17 protein-coding genes are annotated in these 17,513 nt (G+C 57.0%); 4 read left to right on the top strand and 13 right to left on the bottom strand.

Annotated features, from left to right (window positions below):
- Nucleotides 1–164: 164 nt before the first annotated feature.
- Together ACJ77P_RS11360 and ACJ77P_RS11355 are read left to right on the top strand one after the other, a co-directional pair.
- Nucleotides 165–1,367, top strand: a complete 1,203-nt coding sequence (locus tag ACJ77P_RS11360; protein WP_367359771.1) for a magnesium transporter MgtE N-terminal domain-containing protein — start codon at nucleotides 165–167, stop codon at nucleotides 1,365–1,367.
- Nucleotides 1,368–1,394: 27 nt separating this feature from the next.
- A complete protein-coding gene (locus tag ACJ77P_RS11355) occupies nucleotides 1,395–2,675 on the top strand; it encodes an Nramp family divalent metal transporter (protein ID WP_408998285.1) in 1,281 nt (426 codons plus the stop codon).
- An 11-nt stretch (nucleotides 2,676–2,686) separates the two neighbouring features.
- Here ACJ77P_RS11355 and lepB read toward each other — a convergent pair whose 3' ends face one another.
- From lepB to ACJ77P_RS11305, 10 genes are all read right to left on the bottom strand, one after another.
- A complete protein-coding gene (gene lepB / locus ACJ77P_RS11350; protein ID WP_367359769.1) occupies nucleotides 2,687–3,298 on the bottom strand; it encodes a signal peptidase I in 612 nt (203 codons plus the stop codon).
- A gap of 19 nt (nucleotides 3,299–3,317) precedes the next feature.
- Nucleotides 3,318–3,830, bottom strand: coding sequence for a DUF456 domain-containing protein (locus ACJ77P_RS11345; RefSeq protein WP_367359768.1), 513 nt, complete (start codon nucleotides 3,828–3,830; stop codon nucleotides 3,318–3,320).
- Nucleotides 3,831–3,832: 2 nt separating this feature from the next.
- Entirely contained in the window at nucleotides 3,833–4,744 is a 912-nt protein-coding gene (secF, locus tag ACJ77P_RS11340; protein WP_367359767.1) for a protein translocase subunit SecF, read from the bottom strand.
- A gap of 38 nt (nucleotides 4,745–4,782) precedes the next feature.
- A complete protein-coding gene (gene secD, locus ACJ77P_RS11335) occupies nucleotides 4,783–6,384 on the bottom strand; it encodes a protein translocase subunit SecD (protein ID WP_367359766.1) in 1,602 nt (533 codons plus the stop codon).
- A 17-nt stretch (nucleotides 6,385–6,401) separates the two neighbouring features.
- A complete protein-coding gene (yajC, locus tag ACJ77P_RS11330; protein ID WP_367359765.1) occupies nucleotides 6,402–6,737 on the bottom strand; it encodes a preprotein translocase subunit YajC in 336 nt (111 codons plus the stop codon).
- A gap of 60 nt (nucleotides 6,738–6,797) precedes the next feature.
- Entirely contained in the window at nucleotides 6,798–7,922 is a 1,125-nt protein-coding gene (tgt, locus tag ACJ77P_RS11325; RefSeq protein WP_367359764.1) for a tRNA guanosine(34) transglycosylase Tgt, read from the bottom strand.
- A 38-nt stretch (nucleotides 7,923–7,960) separates the two neighbouring features.
- The gene (queA, locus tag ACJ77P_RS11320; protein WP_408998284.1) at nucleotides 7,961–9,046 is read right to left on the bottom strand and encodes a tRNA preQ1(34) S-adenosylmethionine ribosyltransferase-isomerase QueA; all 1,086 of its coding nucleotides are present in this window, start codon (nucleotides 9,044–9,046) and stop codon (nucleotides 7,961–7,963) included.
- A 123-nt stretch (nucleotides 9,047–9,169) separates the two neighbouring features.
- Nucleotides 9,170–9,355 (bottom strand): DUF2065 domain-containing protein, encoded by a 186-nt coding sequence (locus ACJ77P_RS11315; RefSeq protein ID WP_367359762.1) that lies wholly within the window; start codon nucleotides 9,353–9,355, stop codon nucleotides 9,170–9,172.
- A gap of 7 nt (nucleotides 9,356–9,362) precedes the next feature.
- Nucleotides 9,363–10,163 carry a nucleoside triphosphate pyrophosphohydrolase gene (gene mazG, locus ACJ77P_RS11310; protein ID WP_408998283.1) on the bottom strand — a complete coding sequence of 267 codons (801 nt, stop codon included), beginning with the start codon at nucleotides 10,161–10,163 and terminating at the stop codon, nucleotides 9,363–9,365.
- Complete coding sequence (locus ACJ77P_RS11305; protein ID WP_367359760.1) at nucleotides 10,160–10,621, bottom strand: GNAT family N-acetyltransferase; 462 nt, start codon at nucleotides 10,619–10,621, stop codon at nucleotides 10,160–10,162. The genes mazG and ACJ77P_RS11305 overlap by 4 nt, the downstream gene beginning before the upstream one ends.
- 353 nt (nucleotides 10,622–10,974) lie before the next feature.
- Here ACJ77P_RS11305 and ACJ77P_RS11300 point away from each other — a divergent pair, with 353 nt between their 5' ends.
- Complete coding sequence (locus tag ACJ77P_RS11300; protein ID WP_408998282.1) at nucleotides 10,975–13,419, top strand: PAS domain S-box protein; 2,445 nt, start codon at nucleotides 10,975–10,977, stop codon at nucleotides 13,417–13,419.
- Between the two features lie 107 nt (nucleotides 13,420–13,526).
- On the opposite strand, the gene ACJ77P_RS11295 is transcribed toward ACJ77P_RS11300, so the two are convergent.
- Nucleotides 13,527–14,300, bottom strand: a complete 774-nt coding sequence (locus tag ACJ77P_RS11295; RefSeq protein WP_408998281.1) for an SIR2 family NAD-dependent protein deacylase — start codon at nucleotides 14,298–14,300, stop codon at nucleotides 13,527–13,529.
- A gap of 375 nt (nucleotides 14,301–14,675) precedes the next feature.
- Here ACJ77P_RS11295 and ACJ77P_RS11290 point away from each other — a divergent pair, with 375 nt between their 5' ends.
- Nucleotides 14,676–16,271 (top strand): AAA family ATPase, encoded by a 1,596-nt coding sequence (locus ACJ77P_RS11290; protein ID WP_408998280.1) that lies wholly within the window; start codon nucleotides 14,676–14,678, stop codon nucleotides 16,269–16,271.
- Nucleotides 16,272–16,324: 53 nt separating this feature from the next.
- Here ACJ77P_RS11290 and ACJ77P_RS11285 read toward each other — a convergent pair whose 3' ends face one another.
- Together ACJ77P_RS11285 and trxA are read right to left on the bottom strand one after the other, a co-directional pair.
- Complete coding sequence (locus tag ACJ77P_RS11285; protein WP_408999426.1) at nucleotides 16,325–17,035, bottom strand: outer membrane protein assembly factor BamD; 711 nt, start codon at nucleotides 17,033–17,035, stop codon at nucleotides 16,325–16,327.
- Nucleotides 17,036–17,061: 26 nt separating this feature from the next.
- A complete protein-coding gene (gene trxA / locus ACJ77P_RS11280) occupies nucleotides 17,062–17,394 on the bottom strand; it encodes a thioredoxin (protein WP_367359755.1) in 333 nt (110 codons plus the stop codon).
- Nucleotides 17,395–17,513: the final 119 nt, after the last annotated feature.

Raw genomic sequence — 17,513 nt, 5'->3', positions numbered from 1 at the left:
GACCGCCGTTTTCAGGATGCCATAAAAGGGAAGGCCGTCCGGGGGAAAAATCTTTTTTTTACCGGTCAATAATGTTATACGCACTGCACCTGGAGGGAAAATGTATGGCGGCTGAATACGAACCTCAGGTTTTTTTGTTTTTGAGCCAGATCCTGAGGAAAAAAATGATTGATGTCAAGGGGCGGCCCCTGGGCCAGATCCTTGATGTGGTGGTCCCTCTTGGTGAACCTTATCCCTCCGTAAGCGGTGTCCTGGTGAAGCCGGACCACCGCGGGACGCCGGTGATCATGCCCTGGCGGAATCTTGTCGAAGTGAACGGATGCTTCGTGGTTGACACCCGGGAAGCGGACACCTCCTGGGAAGGGGGGACGGAGGCGGAGGAGATCTGGCTGAAGGAAAGCCTCCTGGATAAGCAGATTGTTGACACCAATGGCGCCAAGGTGCGGCGGGTCAATGATCTCCAGTTCCTCATGGCCCGGGGAGGCCTTTACCTGATCCATGTGGATGTGGGCTTCCGGGGCCTCATGCGGCGGGTCGGCCTGGAAAAGGTGACGGATTATCTCCTGAAGGGGCTTTTTGAATACGACCTGCCCGATCAGTTCATCTCCTGGCAGTTTGTCCAGCCGCTGTCTTCACCGGGCCTTCTGCGCCTGAACGTTGCAGAAAGCCGGTTAGCCCAGCTTCACCCGGCGGATATCGCCGACATTATCGAAGAGCTCGATATCCGCCAGCGCACGGCGGTTTTCCAGTCCCTGGATGTGGAAACCGCGGCGGAAACGCTGGAGGAAACGGATCCGAAGATCCAGGTCACCCTGATCGAGAATATGGACGTTGAACAGGCCAGCGATATTATCGAGGAAATGTCCCTGAGTGATGCGGCGGACCTGCTGGCGGATCTTCCCAGGGACAAGGCGGAAGACATTCTCGAGGCCATGGAGCAGGACATTGCCGATGATGTCAAGGAGCTTCTTGCCCACCCTGAGGAAACGGCCGGGGGGCTCATGACGACGGCCTACCTGAGCTTCCTGCCGCAGACGACGGTTATGGAGGCCCTTCAGGTGGTCCACCGGGAGGCCGAAGATCTGGATTTTGTCTATTACCTGTATGTTGTCGATGAAGAGGAGCACCTCCTGGGGCTTTTGAGTCTCAGAGAGCTGCTGGTCGCCCTGCCGGAGACCTGCCTTTCAGACCTGATGTTCCGACGGGTCGTCACGGTCGAGCTTGATGAGGACAAAGATTCGATTGCCAGCGATTTTGCCAAGTACGGCATCATGGCCATCCCGGTGGTGGATGATCAGATGAGGCTGCAGGGGGTCATCATGTTCAAGGATCTGCTCGAAGTGGTTGCACCAAGACTGGGGAAATAAGGCGATGAAAGACGATGGTGGCCACCTATGCCCGGTGACGGTTTTCTCGGATCAATCCGCGATCGATTCCACGCCATTTCCTCGAAGAGATTCTGGAAGTCTCTCGGAGTTCTGCTTGCCTTTGTCGGGCCGGGGATCATCACCTCCAACGTGGACAACGATGCAGGCGGAATCACGACCTACTCCCTGGCCGGAGCCCATTACGGCCTTTCCCTCCTGTGGCTTCTGATTCCCATAACGGTCGCCCTTGTCATCATTCAGGAGATGGGCGCCCGGATGGGCGTTGTTTCCGGAAAAGGGCTGTCCGACCTCATCCGCGAGCGATTCGGTGCCAGAATCACCTTCTATCTCATGATTGTCCTTTTTCTGACCAACCTGGGCAATACGGTTGCCGAGTTTGCCGGTTTGGCGGCCAGCATGGAGATCTTCGGCTTGAGCAAATATCTGTCGGTGACCTTCGGTGCCGCTTTTGTCTGGTGGCTGGTGGTTAAGGGCAGCTACAAGTCCGTGGAAAAGGTTTTTCTCACCGCCTGCGTCTTCTACTTTTCGTACATCATTTCCGGCTTCACGGCAAACCCTGACTGGGGAGAAATCGGGCGTGCGACCGTGACGCCTTCTCTGCGTTTCGACGCCGGATATCTGACCATGGCGGTGGGTATCGTGGGGACGACCATTGCGCCCTGGATGCAGTTCTATCTCCAGTCTTCCGTGGTCGACAAGGGGCTGCAGGTCGAGGACTACCCCTATACCCGCCTGGATGTGGTGGTCGGTTCCGTGATGGTCAACGTGGTGGCCTTCTTCATCATCATGCTCTGCGCCATCACGCTCTACCAGGCGGGGATCCGGGTCGAAACGGCCAAGGACGCGGCCCTGGCTTTGAAGCCGATGGCAGGAACTTACTGTTCCGGTCTGTTTGCCTTCGGCCTTTTGAACGCCTCGCTGTTTGCCGCCTCCATCCTGCCGTTGTCCACGGCCTACACGATCTGCGAAGCCTTTGGCTGGGAATCGAGCCTGAACCGCAAGTTTCTCGAAGCGCCGCAGTTCTACGGGCTCTATTCCATCATGATCATCCTGGGGGCGGGGATTATCCTGTTGCCGAATGTTCCGTTGATTCCCATCATGTACTATACCCAGGTGGTCAACGGGCTTCTGCTTCCCGTGATCCTGATCTTCATCCTCCTGCTTGTCAACGACAGGAAAATCATGGGGGAGCACACCAACGGAACCGTCATGAATCTCATTTCCTGGCTGACCGTTGCCGTGCTGATTGTTCTGTCCCTGGCCACGGTGCTGGCTGCCGTCCTCTGAAAGCGGCCTCCCTAATGGAGAAGATCACCCAGCCGATCCCAGCGCACGCCGCGATTTTCCCGGTCCCATGACCAGTAGATGACGATGGCTTTTCCGAGAACGTCCTTCAGGTCTACGAATCCCCAGAAGCGGCTGTCATAGCTCTGATCCCGATTGTCACCCATCACGAAGAGGGAGGAGGGGGGAACGGTCACGGGTCCGAAATTGTCCCGGGGCTGAAGAGACCCTGGAAGGATGAACGAATCGACATAAACCCCCTTGCCGTCCTTATAAAGCTTTCCGTTGAGGTAAATCTTCTTGTTGCGGATTTCCACCGTGTCACCGCTGACGGCAATCACCCGCTTGATGAAGTCTTTGCTCCGGTCTTCCGGATAAATGAAAACCACGACGTCCCCCCTCTGCGGTTCATTGATGGGGAAGATGGTGTTGCGGAAGTGGGGGACCTTGATCCCGTAGAGAAATTTGTTGACGAGGATATGATCGCCCACCAGAAGGGTCGGTTTCATCGATCCGGAGGGGATTTTATACGCCTGGATCACGAAGGTCCGGATGAAGAAGGCGATGATCAGGGCAATAACAATGGCCTCGGCGTATTCCCGAAATTTTGATTTCCTTTTTGCCATAGAGATATCCTTGGGTTTTCTAGGAGTAAATGCTCATCAGAGCCAGGACCATCATCGACAGGGCCAGCCCCCCCTTTGTCAGAGTCCCTGCGGACCGTCCCAGAATCGAGCCTTTCGTCCTGCGCATGGAGGGCCTCAGCTGCATCTGGTGCATCAGCTCCATGAGCAGAATCCCCAGGAACCCGCCGAGAAAGATTCCAGCCAGGGTTCCCAGACCGTAGAGATAACGGGTCAACAGGAGCGCCCCGGCCACGCTGCCGAGGACCGAAACGGCGATACCCTTTTTCGAGACGGAGAAGCGGGACGCGCCGGCGGCATAAAGAATCAGCTCCAGGCCCTCAGCCAGGAGAGCGATGGCAAGAAGGGAAACAAGCAATGCCTTTCCGATCGTGCAGAAGCCTGTAACCGAAGCGTAGACCAGGACGTCGATAAAGATGAGCACGGTCCCCGGCAGTCCGTAGATGTTGGCATACAGGCCGACAATCAGGACGGCGAAGAAAAGCGACCATCCGGCGGTTTCCAGAGGCGGCAACCCTATTTCTTACCTTTCATCCGGGAGGGCCGGATCCTTTCAAAGGCCAGCACGATGGGGCTGGCAATAAAAACAGTCGAGTAAACTCCGGCAAGACAGCCTACCAGCAGCGTGAAGGCAAAGTCGTGGATGACTGAACCGCCGAAGAAGAACAGGACCACCAGGACGATCAGCACCGTGAAGGAGGTCAGAATGGTTCGGCTCAGGGTCTGATTCACGCTGAGATTGATCACGTCCATAAGGGGCATCTTCATGTTTTTCCGAGTATTTTCACGGATCCGGTCAAAAATGACGATGGTGTCGTTGATGGAATAACCGATGATCGTGAGCATGGCTGCGACGATGTTCAGATCGAACTCCTTGTTCAACAGGGAAAGGGTTCCGATCGTAACCAGGACATCGTGAATGAGGGCGATGATCCCGCCCAGGGCATAACGGAATTCGAAGCGAAAGCCCACATAAACGAGAATGCCGATCCATGAGAAGATGATGGCCAGCAGGGCCTTCCGCGTCAGATCCCGGCCGACTTTCGGCCCCACGGATTCCAGCCTGCGAATCTCCGTGGCACCCTGGCCGTAGGCTCCCTGGAGGGCGTTTTCAACCTGGCCGGAGAGCCCCTTGAGATCCACATTCGTAACCGGGATTCTCACCACCATTTCATGCGGTCCGAACTCCTGGATGATGCTGTTTTCCAGGCCGATGGATTTGAAGACCTGCCGGAGCTTTTCGACAGAGGTCTCTCCGCTGAACCGGATCTGGATCAAGGTCCCTCCCGCAAAATCGATTCCGAAATTCAGGCCTCCATGCCAGAAGATGGAACCGATTCCGATCAGGATATAGACCAGGGAGGCTATGGCGGCCATTTTCATCATGGCGACGAAATTAAAATGGGTTTCCGATTTAATGATTTCCATGAAGATCTCCTCGAAGGTTCAAATGCCCGTTGCCGGTTTTATATGCTGATGGACGAAATCTTGCGGTTCCATATGAAGTAGTCAAAGATGATTCTCGTGACAACGATCGCGGTGAACATGCTGACGATGATCCCGATGGTCAGGGTAACGGCGAACCCCTTGATCGGGCCCGTTCCGAAGCCGAAGAGGAAGAGGGCGGCCACCAGCGTGGTGACGTTGGAGTCCAGAATCGTCAGGAAAGCCTTGTTGTAACCGGCGTCAATGGCGGCGCGGGGCGTTTTCCCCGTCCGGAGTTCTTCCCGGGTCCTTTCGAAAATCAGCACGTTGGCATCCACCGCCATTCCGATGGTGAGAACGATGCCGGCGATGCCTGGAAGGGTCAAGGTTGCCTTGAAGGCGGCCATGGCGCCCATGAGGAGAATGAGATTGAGGACCAGTGCGATATCCGCCACGATGCCGGACAGCCTGTAGTAGAAAATCATGAAGGCGATGACAAGAATGCCGGCGATGACGCTCGACCAGATCCCCATATCAATGGAGTCCTTTCCGAGGGATGGCCCCACGGTCCTCTCCTCCAGGATCTTGACCGGAGCGGGCAGCGCACCGGCGCGAAGCACGATGGCAAGGTCGCGGGCCTCATCCATGGTGAAGGAGCCGGTAATCTGCGCCTGCCCCCCGGAAATCTTTTCCTGGATCACTGGAGCGGAATGGACGATGCCATCGAGGACGATGGCCAGGCGCTTTTTGACATTTTCGCCCGTGATCCGCTCGAAATCGGCAGCCCCGCGTGCATTGAACTTCAAGGCGACATGAGGTTCGCCGAAACGGTCGCTGATCTTAACCTGGGCGTTTTCCAGCGCGTCGCCGGTCAGCATGGCCTTGCCCTTCAGCAGATAGGGAACTTCCACACTCTTTCCGGACATGGGGTCGATCTTCCGCTCGTAGGCAATGATGTCGCCCTCGGGTACACTGCCTCTGAGGGCTTCCTCGAGGCTGTGCTCCTCGTCGACAAGCTTGAATTCCAGAAGAGCCGTTTTGCCGATCAGGCTCTTGGCCCGGGCGGGATCTTTGATCCCCGGGAGCTGGATGAGGATGCGGTCCTTTCCCTGGGGGACGATTTCCGGCTCCGTAATGCCGAACTGGTCGACCCTGTTTCGGATGGTTTCCAGGCTCTGCTCGATCGCCAGTTTGCGGATTTCTTCCTTCCGCTTCTCATTCATGCCCAGGGACACCCGTTCGACTCCCTCCACGGTTTCCGCAGATAGGATTTCCAGATCCGGATAGGATTCCCGGAGACTTTTTTCAAAGGCCATCCGCGAGGCGCTGTCCGGCAGTTCAACCGAGAGGGTCTGATTGGCGGTCCGCTCCAGACGGCGGAAGCGGATTCGTTTGTCCATCAGCGCCTCCTTGAGATCGACGGACGTTCGTTCCAGGGTTGCTTCAATGGCCTTGTCTGCCTCCACCTCGAGGACAAGATGCATCCCGCCCTGCAGGTCGAGCCCCAGGTGAATCTTGTCCTTGGGGAGCTTCTTTTCCCAGAATTCCGGGAGCTCCGACGTCATGGTGGGAACCAGATAGAAGACCGCAACCAGGATGACGACAAGGGCAAAAATACTTCGAACTTTCAGACTTCCGAACATAGGATTCCCCTTTTCGACTATTCCTTTCCGGCCTTATCCCCCGATTTTTCAAGGACGGCCGCAATAAAGCTTCTCGAAACCTTGATGCGGACCTTGTCGGCCACTTCAAGGGTTATGACGTCGCCGGTCATGGCGGCAATTTTTCCGTGAATGCCCCCCGAGGTCACCACGACGTCGCCGTGGTTCAGGTTGGCCAGCATTTCCTTGAGCTCCTTCTGCTTCTTCTGCTGCGGTCGGATCAGCAGGAAATAAAAAATGCCGAATATGACGGCCATCATGATCAGGAAAGAGACATCTCCACCTGCCGGCCCCCCTCCTCCCAGGTTTCCCATGGCATGAGCTAAGTCTGTCAATTCTTTGTCCTCCTTTAAGTTGTTTCCGTTATGAAATCTTTGCGGGTCAGGATTCCAGGCTTACGCCTTCAGCCGGCTCTCCAGAAACCGGGTTTTAAAAGCCGCGTATTGACCGCATCCTATGGCGTTGCGAATCTGCTCCATGAGGCGCATGTAATAGCGGATGTTGTGAAGAGTATTCAGGGTCATGGCCAGGATTTCTCCCGCCACATATAAATGCCTCAGGTAGGCCCGCGAGAAGTTCCGGCAGGTGTAGCAGTCGCATTCACTGTCCAGAGGCCCGTTGTCTTCCCGATAACGGGCGTTTTTTATAACAACCTTTTCCGCATTTGTAAACAACAATCCATGGCGTGCGCAGCGGGTGGGCATGACGCAGTCGAAGAGGTCAATGCCGCAATCCACCGCCTTTACGATGTCCTCCGGTGTCCCCACGCCCATGAGATAATGCGGCCGGTCTGCTGGAAGAAGGGGGGCCGTTTCCTGGACGATCTGCTCCATCTGCGCCTTGGGTTCTCCAACGCTGAGGCCTCCCAGGGCGTAGCCGTCAAAGTTCATGGCCGAAATGGCTTCAACCGCCCGCTTTCTCAATTCGGAATACATCCCGCCCTGGACGATGCCGTAGAGGGCCTGGTCAGAAGAGTCCGCCCTGGCCTTCCGGCTCCTTTCCGCCCAGGAGAGGGTCAGGGAAAGGGAGGACTCCGCCTCCCGGAAGGTGGCCGGGTAGGGCGTACATTCATCGAGGCACATCATGATGTCGGAATGGAGCGCCTCCTGGATTTCAACGGCCAGCTCCGGGGTGAGCCTGTGGCGGGAACCGTCGATATGGGACTGAAAGATGGCGCCTTCAGGCGTGATTTTCCGGAGCTTCCCCAGGCTGTAGACCTGAAAGCCGCCGCTGTCGGTCAGGATGGGGCCATGCCAGTTCATGAAGGAGTGCAGCCCGCCCAGGGAGGCGATGAGTCCGTGCCCCGGCCTCAGGTAGAGGTGGTATGTATTGCAGAGGATCATCTCCGCGCCGAGCTCCTTGACCGTGTCGGGAGCCAGGGACTTCACCGTGCCCTGGGTTCCCACCGGCATGAACGCCGGAGTGCGGACGTCGCCGTGAGGCGTGGAGAGCAGGCCGCACCGGGCCGCGGATCCCGGATCCGTCTCCAGAACCTTGAAATGTTGTTTTATCGGGGGCATAAGGTCATCCAAACCATCCTTCCGGGGAAGCGGGCCGCTCAGAGAATCAGCATGCAGTCGCCGTAACTGTAGAAGCGGTATTCCTCCTGCACGGCCTCGGCATAGGCCTTGAAGATCAGATCCCTTCCGGCAAAGGCGCACACGAGGAGGAACAGGGACGACTGGGGAAGATGAAAGTTCGTCAGCAGGGCATCCACGCGCCTGAAGCGGTATCCCGGATAGATGAAGAGGCTGGAAGAGGAGGCCATCGGCCGGACGCGGCCATGACCGTCCGACGCGGATTCCAGGACCCTGGTGGAGGTCGTTCCGACGGCGATGACCCGACGGGCGGAATTGATCCGATCCGCCGATTCCGGGGAAAGAGAGAACGATTCCTTCTCCATGACGTGGTCCTCCACGTTCTCCGCTTCTATGGGGGTAAAGGTGCCGAACCCGACGTGAAGGGTCACGGGGGCAATGGCAACTCCAAGGTCCTGCAGGGCCCGAAACTGCGTTTCCGAAAAGTGGAACCCCGCCGTCGGCGCGGCGACGGAACCTGGATGGCGGGCATAAATGGTCTGATAGCGCTCACGGTCCTGCGGCGCCGGTCCATCCTCCCGTTTCCGCTTGATGTAGGGGGGCAGGGGAGCCTTGCCGAACTGCTGGAGAAACAGATCAAAGGGCAGGGCCGTGAAGAAGGCCACCCGCCACTTCTTTTCGCTGACCCTCTCTCTGACCGAGGCCCAGTTCGAATCCCCGAAAAAAATTTTCGTTCCGATGGAAACCCGCTTGCCCGGCTTGAGAAGCACCTCCCATGTTTCTTCGGCGCCTGGTTCAGCCGGGGGCGAGGCCGCCGTCACGTCTTCCGACGGGCGGCGCGGATCGGGGCGGCGGGAAAGGAGAAGAACCTCGATGCGGCTTCCCGTCTCCTTTGTTCCGATGAGACGGGCCGGAATCACCTTGGAGTCGTTGATGACGAGGCAGTCGCCCTCCTGCAGAAATTCGGGGAAATCGAAGAAATGACGATGCTGAAGACGCGCTTCCCGGCGGTCAAGAACCATTATGCGGGCGTGATCCCGCTGGGCGCATGGATGCTGCGCAATCCTGGATTGCGGGAGATCGTAATGGAAGTCTTTCAGCTTCATCTCGTGACGGCCCCTGTCCTTACTCCTGATGTGCAGGGGCGGCTTCCCTCCCGTTTTCGGGCTCCGCCGCCGATGCTGCGGTCCTGATAATCCAAATTCACAGGGAAAGTCAATGATCTTGTTTCAGCTTCTTCCAAAGTAAACCAGAAGAACGCCGAAGAGCATGGCAATCAGCCCCAGGAACTGCAGGGTCGAGTCCGGAAGGGTGATAAGTCTGGACAGGTAGGCTTTGAGCTTTCCGGGAAAGGCGACATAAGGGAGGCCTTCGACAATGAAGACCATTCCCAGGACACAGAGAAAGAATTTCATAAGGGGCCTATTCCTCTAATTCAAACTTGGCTTTGTTCCACAAATGGTCCATCTCTTCCAGGGTGGCCTCCTCGGGGGATTTCCCCTGCTTTTTCAGTTGTTCCTCAATATAGCCAAATCGCGTTCGAAATTTGAGGATCGTCTTCGATAGGCTCTTCTCGGCATCCATGGAAAAAAAGCGGCAGAGATTCACCAGCGAAAAGAGGACGTCTCCCGTTTCCTCCTCGATGTTCCTGTGGTCCCCTGCGATAATCGCCGCTTTCAGTTCTGAGAATTCCTCCTCAATTTTGGCGAGCACCTCCTCGGCGTTCGGCCAATCGAATCCGCACTTCGAGGCCAGTGCGGACACCTTCTGGGCGCGCATCAGAGCGGGCAGAGAGCGGGGGACTTTATCCAGGAGGCTCGCATGCTTCTCGTACTTTTTCTCGGTATTCCTTTTGATCTCTTCCCAGTTGGCCCGGATATCGGCGACGCTGTTCACCTCCCGGTTCCCGAACACGTGTGGATGGCGGCGGATCATCTTGGCGCCGATGTCATCCAGGACCTCGCCGATTCCGAATTCGCCGGCCTCTTCAGCGAGCTGCGCCAGGAAAAGGATCTGAAAGAGCAGGTCCCCCAGCTCTTCCTTCAATTCCTCCGGCGAACCGCCAGCGACGGCATCGAGCACTTCGTAGGATTCGTCCAGGAGATACCGGCCGATATCCTCTTTCTTCTGCTGCCGGTCCCAGAGGCATCCCCCGGGGGAGCGGAGGCGGCGAAGAATCTCGACCAGGTTCGTAAAGCGGCGCTCCAGATGCGGATCGTTCACATGGACCTCCCTCGTATGTCCAGTTCCAGGTTGATCATGTCCCCCCGCTGAAAGCCCAGCTTGTCAAAGAACTCGAGCAGGTTTCCGGATCGCCAGCTCACCAGGGTATAGATCTTTTCCACGCCGACTTTTTTCATGTTTCCGATCATTTCGAAAAGAAGAAGCCGACCGATTCCCTGGTGATGATAAGCCGGGTCTACACCGAGCGTGTCGATCCAGCCTACCGTATCAGGGATTCCAAATTCCCATCCGCTGGCATTGCCCAGGACAAACCCCACGACCCGGCCTCCGTTGTCCGCAACCAGTGAAGCCAGGGGGGATGCCTGCTCTGACAGCTCGACCTTCAGCTGCCAGTACTCCGGTCTGCTCTGACCCAGCAGCTTCCGGTCAATTTCGATGATGGCCTTCAAATCCTTTTCCTCCAACTCCCGGATGACCACTTCCCCAACCTCAGCCATTTCAAACCATCTCCTTTAAAAATTCATTCATTATGGAGGGTCAAGCCAGCGCTTTTCCGGCAATCTATTATAAGGCACGAACGCAGTCAAGGCTTTCGAGAGCATCCACTGGATGGGGATTTTCTGATGAACGGGAGGTCCGACGGCCGGCCATCCCTTCAGATAGATGGCGCGAAAGGGAGAAAAGGGAATGAATCTTGAAATTCCATTTTCCCGGTCCAGGAAGCATCGGCGGCGCCCGGGGGGGCGTCCCTTCCGCTGATCCGGTGCGGGCCGGGGACGATCAGGGGCGGAACGCGTATCTTCAGGAAGCGTCAACAGGTGTTTACAGGTTCCTCCGGAGAGATGTTTTCATGATGAAAGATGAGGATAAGACCAGGGAGCAGCTCATGGCCGAATTGGCGGAAATGCGCCTGAAAACGGATGAGCTGGATCAATCGGGCAGGGAGCTCAAGCGGCTTGAAGAGGAGCTGAAGGCAGCCAGGGACTTTGCCAAGGAACTGATTCAGACCGCCAATATCCTGGTCGTGGGTCTGGATACCCAGGGCAACCTGAGGATGTTCAACCCGGCGGCGGAAGAGATCACCGGGTACACCATGGACGAGTTGAAGGGCAAAAACTGGTGCAAGGTGATGGTGCCGCAGGCCGGTTATGAGCAGATCTGCAGGGAGTTTTCCGGGCTTCTGAACGACAGGGTTCCCAGGAAATTCGATAATTCCATTCTCACCAGATCCGGTGAGGAGCGTTACATCGCCTGGCGTAACAGCGTGCTCGTTGAACAGGGGGAGATAACGGGGACGATTTCCTTTGGAATGGACATTACCGAGCGGAAGATGGCGGAGGAAGCCCTGAAGCAGTCCGAAGAGCTTTATCGGGCAATCTTCGAGAATACGGGAACGGCCACCGTCGTTCTGGAGAAGGACAAAACCATTTCCCTCGTCAACACGGAATATGAAAAATTATCCGGCTATTGCAGAGAGGAGATTGAAGGAAAGAAGCGCTGGACGGAATTTGTCGCTCAAGAGGATCTGGAAGGGCTGTTGAGCAGGCGGGGTCGGCGCGAAGGGGATGAAAGCCCCGACCGGAGGCGGGACGAATTCCGGTTTGTTGATCGTCATGGAGCCATCAAATACGTCGTCCTCTGTTTCGATTCGATTCCCGGCACCAGCAAGACGATTGCCTCGCTTCTGGATATAACGGAACTCAAGCGGGCAGAAGAAACATTGCGGGAGTCCCAGAGGGAACAGGCGGACATTATAGAATTTTTCCCCGACGCCACGATGGTCGTTGATCAGGACGGGAAGGTCACCGCCTGGAACCGTGCCATGGAAGCCCTGACCGGTATCAGGGCGGAAGACATGCTGGGCAGGGGAAATTATGAATATGCCATCCCGTTCTGCGGCCGGAGAACCCCCATTCTTGTCGATTTCGTCCTGGAGCCGGGCGACAGCGGGGACATCGAGAAGGATCATCCTGGCGTCCAGGGGCGAAAAGACATCCTGCGGGCAGAGGGCCTGGCTGCAAATCTGCCTTCAGGGGAAAGGTATCTTTCCACCACGGCAGCGGCGCTGCGCGATTCGCGGGGGAGAACAATCGCCGCCATAGAGTGCGTCCGCGATATGACGGAGTATAAAAAAATTGAGGCCCGCCTCCATCGGGCGGAAACGATGGAGGCCCTGGGGACGCTTGCCGGCGGAGTGGCCCATGACCTCAACAACGTCCTGGCGGTTCTGGTCGGTCACGCAGAGCTGCTGCTGGCGAAGCTGCCCGAAGGCAGCTCCCTGACGGGAAATGCGCGGCACATTCTGCAATCCAGCGAAAAGGGTTCGGCGATCATTCAGGATCTCCTGATCCTGGCAAGACGGGGAGTGTCCGTCTCGGAAGCGGTCAACCTCAACAAACTGATTTCCGACTATCTGGCTTCCCTCGAGTGCGAGAAGTTGAGGTCCCTCCATGGAGAGGTTCTCGTCAAATGTGTCCTCGCGGAAGATCTCTACAGCATCCGGGGGTCGTCGATCCACCTCGCCAGGACGGTCATGAATCTCGTCTCCAATGCCATGGAGGCTATTGCCGGACCGGGCACCGTGACGATCCGGACGGAGAACCGCTACGTGGACTACGCAATCAGCGGATACGACGATGTTCAGGAGGGAAATTACGTTATCCTCTCCATTTCCGACACGGGCAGCGGAATCCCGGCAAAGGATGTGGGAAAGATCTTTGAGCCCTTCTATACAAAGAAGATCATGGGAAGAAGCGGGACGGGGCTGGGATTGGCCATTGTGTGGGGAACCGTGAAGGATCATCACGGCTACGTCGAGGTGAAGAGCGATGAGGGGATAGGGAGCACGTTCACCCTCTATTTTCCCGTTTCCCGCGAGGAAATGATCCGGGAACGGAAGAAAAGGGATGACGCGTTGTGCATGGGGCGGGGAGAGTCGATTCTTATTGTCGATGACATGGAATTTCAGAGGGAGCTTGCCGAAAATCTGCTCGACAATCTGAATTATGAAACTGCCACGGCATCGAGCGGAGAAGAGGCCGTCGCCTATATACAGAACCGTCACGTCGACTTGATCCTGCTGGATATGATCATGGACCCCGGGATCGACGGCCTGGAGACGCTGAGAAGAATCCGGGAAATTCGACCCGATCAGAAGACCATCATCGTAAGCGGCTTTGCGGCGACCGAGCGGGTCAGAATGGCTCAGGAGCTTGGGGCGGGCGAGTACGTCAGAAAGCCCTACAGCCTGGAACAGATCGGAACGGCAATCCGGAGGGCGCTGGATCGGACGTAGGACGGAAAACTTGCCCGGCGCCATCGAGCCGTGTCCCGTCTTTTTGGAAAGTTGCAGTTCGGTATGAAGGCGGCGGAACCGCACGCTCCCGCCGTTCAAGAAGATCTTTAGCCCTGGGCGATCCTTTTTACGCCGTTCAGCAGGGCCGTCATCGCGGGACCGGCCAGGTCATGGATGACGATGTCGGCCATGCTGTCGCAGGGGGTCGGGTCTCGGTTGATGATGACGAGCCGTGCGCCGCTCCTCTTGGCGGTCACCGGCATGGATGCGGCAGGCTGAACGACGAGGGAAGACCCGATCACGATGAACAGGTCGCTGGCGGCGGAGCGGCTGTAAGCCTCCTGGGTTTCTCTGGCCGGCATGGCCTGGCCGAAGGAGATCGTGTCGGGCTTCAGAGGGCCGCCGCAGCTGTCGCAGTAGGGCACCTTCATTTCCTCCTTCAGTTTCTTCTGCACCTCCTCCCGGTCGAATTTTTTCCGGCAGTCGAGGCAGGAGACGGACATGGCCGTGCCGTGAAGTTCGATGACCTTCTCCGGCGAGCTTCCCGCCCGCACATGGAGATTATCGATGTTCTGGGTAATGACGCAATCCAGCCTTCCCATTTTTTCCAGCTCGGCAATGGCGATGTGGGCGGCATTGGGCTGCGCTTTTTTCATCGGCTCGTACATTTCCGTGGACATCTGCCAGTATTTCCAGCGGGAGATTTCCGAGGCGATAAAATTATCAAAATAGAAGTCTTCCGGATTGTACTTGTCCCAGACGCCTCCGGGACTGCGGAAATCGGGGATTCCCGACTCCGTGCTGAGCCCCGCCCCTGTGAAGATGACGACCGTCTTCGCCTCGACGATCCACCGGGCGATACGTTCTAGCTGCCTGTCCATAAAACCTTCCCTCCGGGACGTCAAAGTTGACGTTAAGATGATGTTCCAGCAGAAACCGGCAGGAAAGAACCCGGACGGCTCCGGCAGGCCTTGGGTTTGCCGTCGCAGCCGGGTGATGCCTCAAGCCGGTGACCTCACCTTTTTATGGGCGCCGGTGGGAAAAGGCAAGGGAAATGTTCTTTCCGGGAGTCCGTCCGAAAAGCCCTCCGCCGGCGATCACCACAGGCGGGAGGAACCCTGATCAGCCGCCCCATGGCGATTCTCAGTTTCATCTTGATTAACCTGGGCGGATTGATTAAAGGATGAGGCAGCCTTCGGGACAAAAAGCGAATCGAATTCCCGCCCATCACGGGGGAAATCCACAGAGGGGAAAAAATGGAGAAAACGCATCCTCAACTGGTTGCCGCCATGAGCCGGCCGGAGTTCTATCCCGGCAGCCCGGAGCGGGTTGAACTGCTGCAGACGCACATTTCTTTCATCTTCATCGCCGGAGATCTTGTTTATAAAATCAAGAAGGCCGTGGACTTTGGATTCCTGGATTTCACGACCCTCGAAAAGCGGCGATTCTACTGCGGGGAAGAATTGAGGCTGAACAGGAGGCTGGCCCCGGAGGTCTACCTGAACGTCGTCGAGATCGTCGAGAAACCGGATGGGCGGCTGGCGTTCGGCGATTCAGGGAAGGTCGTGGACTATGCCGTCGTCATGAAAAAAATTCCGGAGGAGCGCATGCTCAAGAGGCTGCTGGCCCGGGGAGACCTGCCGCCTGCCGCGATGGAGAGGGTCGCCGGAAAAGTCGAGGATTTTCACCGCCGGGCGGAAACAGGCGGAACGATCGACGAAGTGGGCGGACCGGAGACGATTCGAAGGAATATCGAGGAAAATTTCGAACAGACGCGAAGCTTCATCGGCGTAACGATTCCCGCCTATCAGTACTCTTTCATCCAATCCCGGGCCCTCGATTTTCTCGAAAGACGCGAAGGGCTGCTCCGGCGGCGGGTGGAGAACCACCGGATCCGGGATTGCCACGGCGATCTGCATCTCGAACACATCTGTCTTCTCGATCCTGAAATCGTCATTTTTGACTGCATCGAGTTCAATGAGCGGTTCCGCTACGAGGATGTGGCCGCGGAAGTGGCTTTCCTGGCCATGGACCTTGATTTCAACGGCTACCCGGAATACGGGAAGGCCTTTGTCGAAGCCTACATCTCGCTTTCGGGGGACGAGGAGATCCGCCGGCTCCTCAATTTCTACAAGTGCTATTATGCCTATGTCCGGGGGAAGGTCGTCGGCTTCAAAAGCCAGGACGCGGCCGTCGGTCGGGAAGAGCGGGAGGGGGCCAGAGCGGCGGCGGGACGGTACTTTGAACTGGCCTACGCCTGTGCCGGCCGTTTGGAGAGGCCGGCGCTGATCCTGCTGGCCGGCCTGATGGGGACGGGAAAGAGCGTTCTGGCCCGTAACCTGGCGACCCCGCTGGGGGCGGAGATCCTGCAGATGGATGCCCTCCGCAAGGAGCTTCTCAACATCCCGGCTGAGGATCATCATTTTTCGGAGTTCGGGCAGGGGATCTATTCGGAGGAAGTTACGCGGCGCACCTACGAGGCAGCCTTGAGCCGGGCGGAGGAAATTCTCAGGGATGGCAGGCCCGTCATCATCGACGCCTCCTACAAAAGGCGCGGTGAGCGGTTGAAGGCGAAGTCGCTTGCCGAAGGGTTGCACGCCGATTTCTTCGTGGTTGAATGCCTGTGCCCGGAGGAAATCCTCGAGGAGCGTCTGAACAGGCGTTTGACGGAGGCGGGTGAGGCGTCGGATGGCAGGTGGGAGATTTATATGGCGCAGAAAAGCGATTTCGACCCCATCAACGAACTTGCCCCTGGCGAGCACCTGTCCGTGAATACTGCCGGCTCTCCGGAGGCGTGCGCCCACGAAATTCTTCTGAAAATGAGGAAGGCTGGAGAAGGCCCCGCTCAATAGGCGGGGGGCCATTCCCCCGCGGCGAGGCCGCTGGATGAACGATCGGAGAATCCTTATTTCTTATCGGCTTTCTTCTTTTTGGACTCTTCGAGCTCCATCAGCTTTTTTGTTTCCTCAATGTAGACGGACGTTTTGTAATCCAGGCCCAGGCCCGCATATTCCCGGGTTATGGTTTCGAAGCGCATAAGCGCCGACGGATAATTCTTCTGCTTGAAATAGAATTCCCCCACGTAAAACTCATGTTCAGCGAGCCTGATGCGGCATTCCCTGAGCATTTTCTCCGCCATCAGGGAGAATTTGCTGTCCGGGAAGCGCAGCAGAAGCTTTTCGAATTCCTTGGCCGCTCTCCGGGCTTCGGTCTGGTCGCGGTCAATGGACAGAATCTGCTCGTAATGGCACATCCCTATCTGGTACATCACATAGGGGATGTTCTCGTTCGTGGGATGAAGGTAAATGAAGTCGCCGTAGGCGGCTTCCGCTTCCGCATAGGACTTGTCGCTGTAATGGGCGTCTCCGATTCCCAGCTTGGCCAGAATGGCCAGTTCGCTCATGGGATGCTCGTCCCGGAGCCGTTCAAAGGATTGAATAGCCTTTTTGTACCGGCCGTTCTGGTAGTCGGTATATCCTTTCTTGTAAAGGCCCTCGGGGGTCCCCCGGGTCATGTCCGACTTCCTGAACAACTGACAGCCTGTCGAAAGAGAGAGGATCAGGATCCAGGAAAGGACAGCGATCAGGAAGCGAAGGTAAGGGGTTCTGTGAGTCATGGGCTTTATGGTCTTGCGCCGGGCCATTAGAGGCTCTGATTGATGAATTCTTCCAGCCGTTCCCGCGAAACGACCCCGACCAGGGTGTCCATCACCTTGCCTTCCTTGAAAAGCATCAGCGTCGGGATGCTGCGCACCCCGAAATCTGCGGCGGTTTTCGGGTTTTCGTCCACGTTGAGCTTTGATATCTTCACCTTGTCCTTGTAGGCTTCGGCAAGTTCTTCCACCAGGGGACCGATGGCCCGGCAGGGCCCGCACCAGGTTGCCCAGAAATCAACCAGGGCCGGTTTATCTGATTTGATGATTTCCGCCTCGAAATTCGCATCGGAGACATGTACCACTGGTTCCTGCGTACTCATGGAGAGACCCTCCCTGTCAGATTTAAATTTCCTGTATCTATGTCATATCCTCCCGAGGGATGTCAATGGCATTTTCAGGGCGGAGCCGGGGAAAAGATCCGGCGCTTTTGACAGGAGGA

It is taken from the genome of Syntrophus buswellii (genome assembly GCF_046097065.1).
In the GTDB taxonomy this organism is placed as follows: Bacteria; Desulfobacterota; Syntrophia; order Syntrophales; family Syntrophaceae; genus Syntrophus; species Syntrophus buswellii.
The sequence above is the reverse complement of the archived record's forward strand: the minus strand, read 5'-3'. Positions and strand labels throughout refer to the sequence as shown.

Coding starts and splice junctions, on each gene's coding strand:
- ACJ77P_RS11360 (WP_367359771.1), top strand. CDS start 165: ATGATTGATGTCAAGGGGCGGCCCCTGGGCCAGATCCTTGATGTGGTG.
- ACJ77P_RS11355 (WP_408998285.1), top strand. CDS start 1,395: ATGCCCGGTGACGGTTTTCTCGGATCAATCCGCGATCGATTCCACGCC.
- lepB (WP_367359769.1), bottom strand. CDS start 3,298: ATGGCAAAAAGGAAATCAAAATTTCGGGAATACGCCGAGGCCATTGTT.
- secF (WP_367359767.1), bottom strand. CDS start 4,744: ATGGAAATCATTAAATCGGAAACCCATTTTAATTTCGTCGCCATGATG.
- secD (WP_367359766.1), bottom strand. CDS start 6,384: ATGTTCGGAAGTCTGAAAGTTCGAAGTATTTTTGCCCTTGTCGTCATC.
- tgt (WP_367359764.1), bottom strand. CDS start 7,922: ATGCCCCCGATAAAACAACATTTCAAGGTTCTGGAGACGGATCCGGGA.
- queA (WP_408998284.1), bottom strand. CDS start 9,046: ATGAAGCTGAAAGACTTCCATTACGATCTCCCGCAATCCAGGATTGCG.
- ACJ77P_RS11315 (WP_367359762.1), bottom strand. CDS start 9,355: ATGAAATTCTTTCTCTGTGTCCTGGGAATGGTCTTCATTGTCGAAGGC.
- ACJ77P_RS11305 (WP_367359760.1), bottom strand. CDS start 10,621: ATGGCTGAGGTTGGGGAAGTGGTCATCCGGGAGTTGGAGGAAAAGGAT.
- ACJ77P_RS11300 (WP_408998282.1), top strand. CDS start 10,975: ATGATGAAAGATGAGGATAAGACCAGGGAGCAGCTCATGGCCGAATTG.
- ACJ77P_RS11295 (WP_408998281.1), bottom strand. CDS start 14,300: ATGGACAGGCAGCTAGAACGTATCGCCCGGTGGATCGTCGAGGCGAAG.
- ACJ77P_RS11290 (WP_408998280.1), top strand. CDS start 14,676: ATGGAGAAAACGCATCCTCAACTGGTTGCCGCCATGAGCCGGCCGGAG.
- ACJ77P_RS11285 (WP_408999426.1), bottom strand. CDS start 17,035: ATGACTCACAGAACCCCTTACCTTCGCTTCCTGATCGCTGTCCTTTCC.
- trxA (WP_367359755.1), bottom strand. CDS start 17,394: ATGAGTACGCAGGAACCAGTGGTACATGTCTCCGATGCGAATTTCGAG.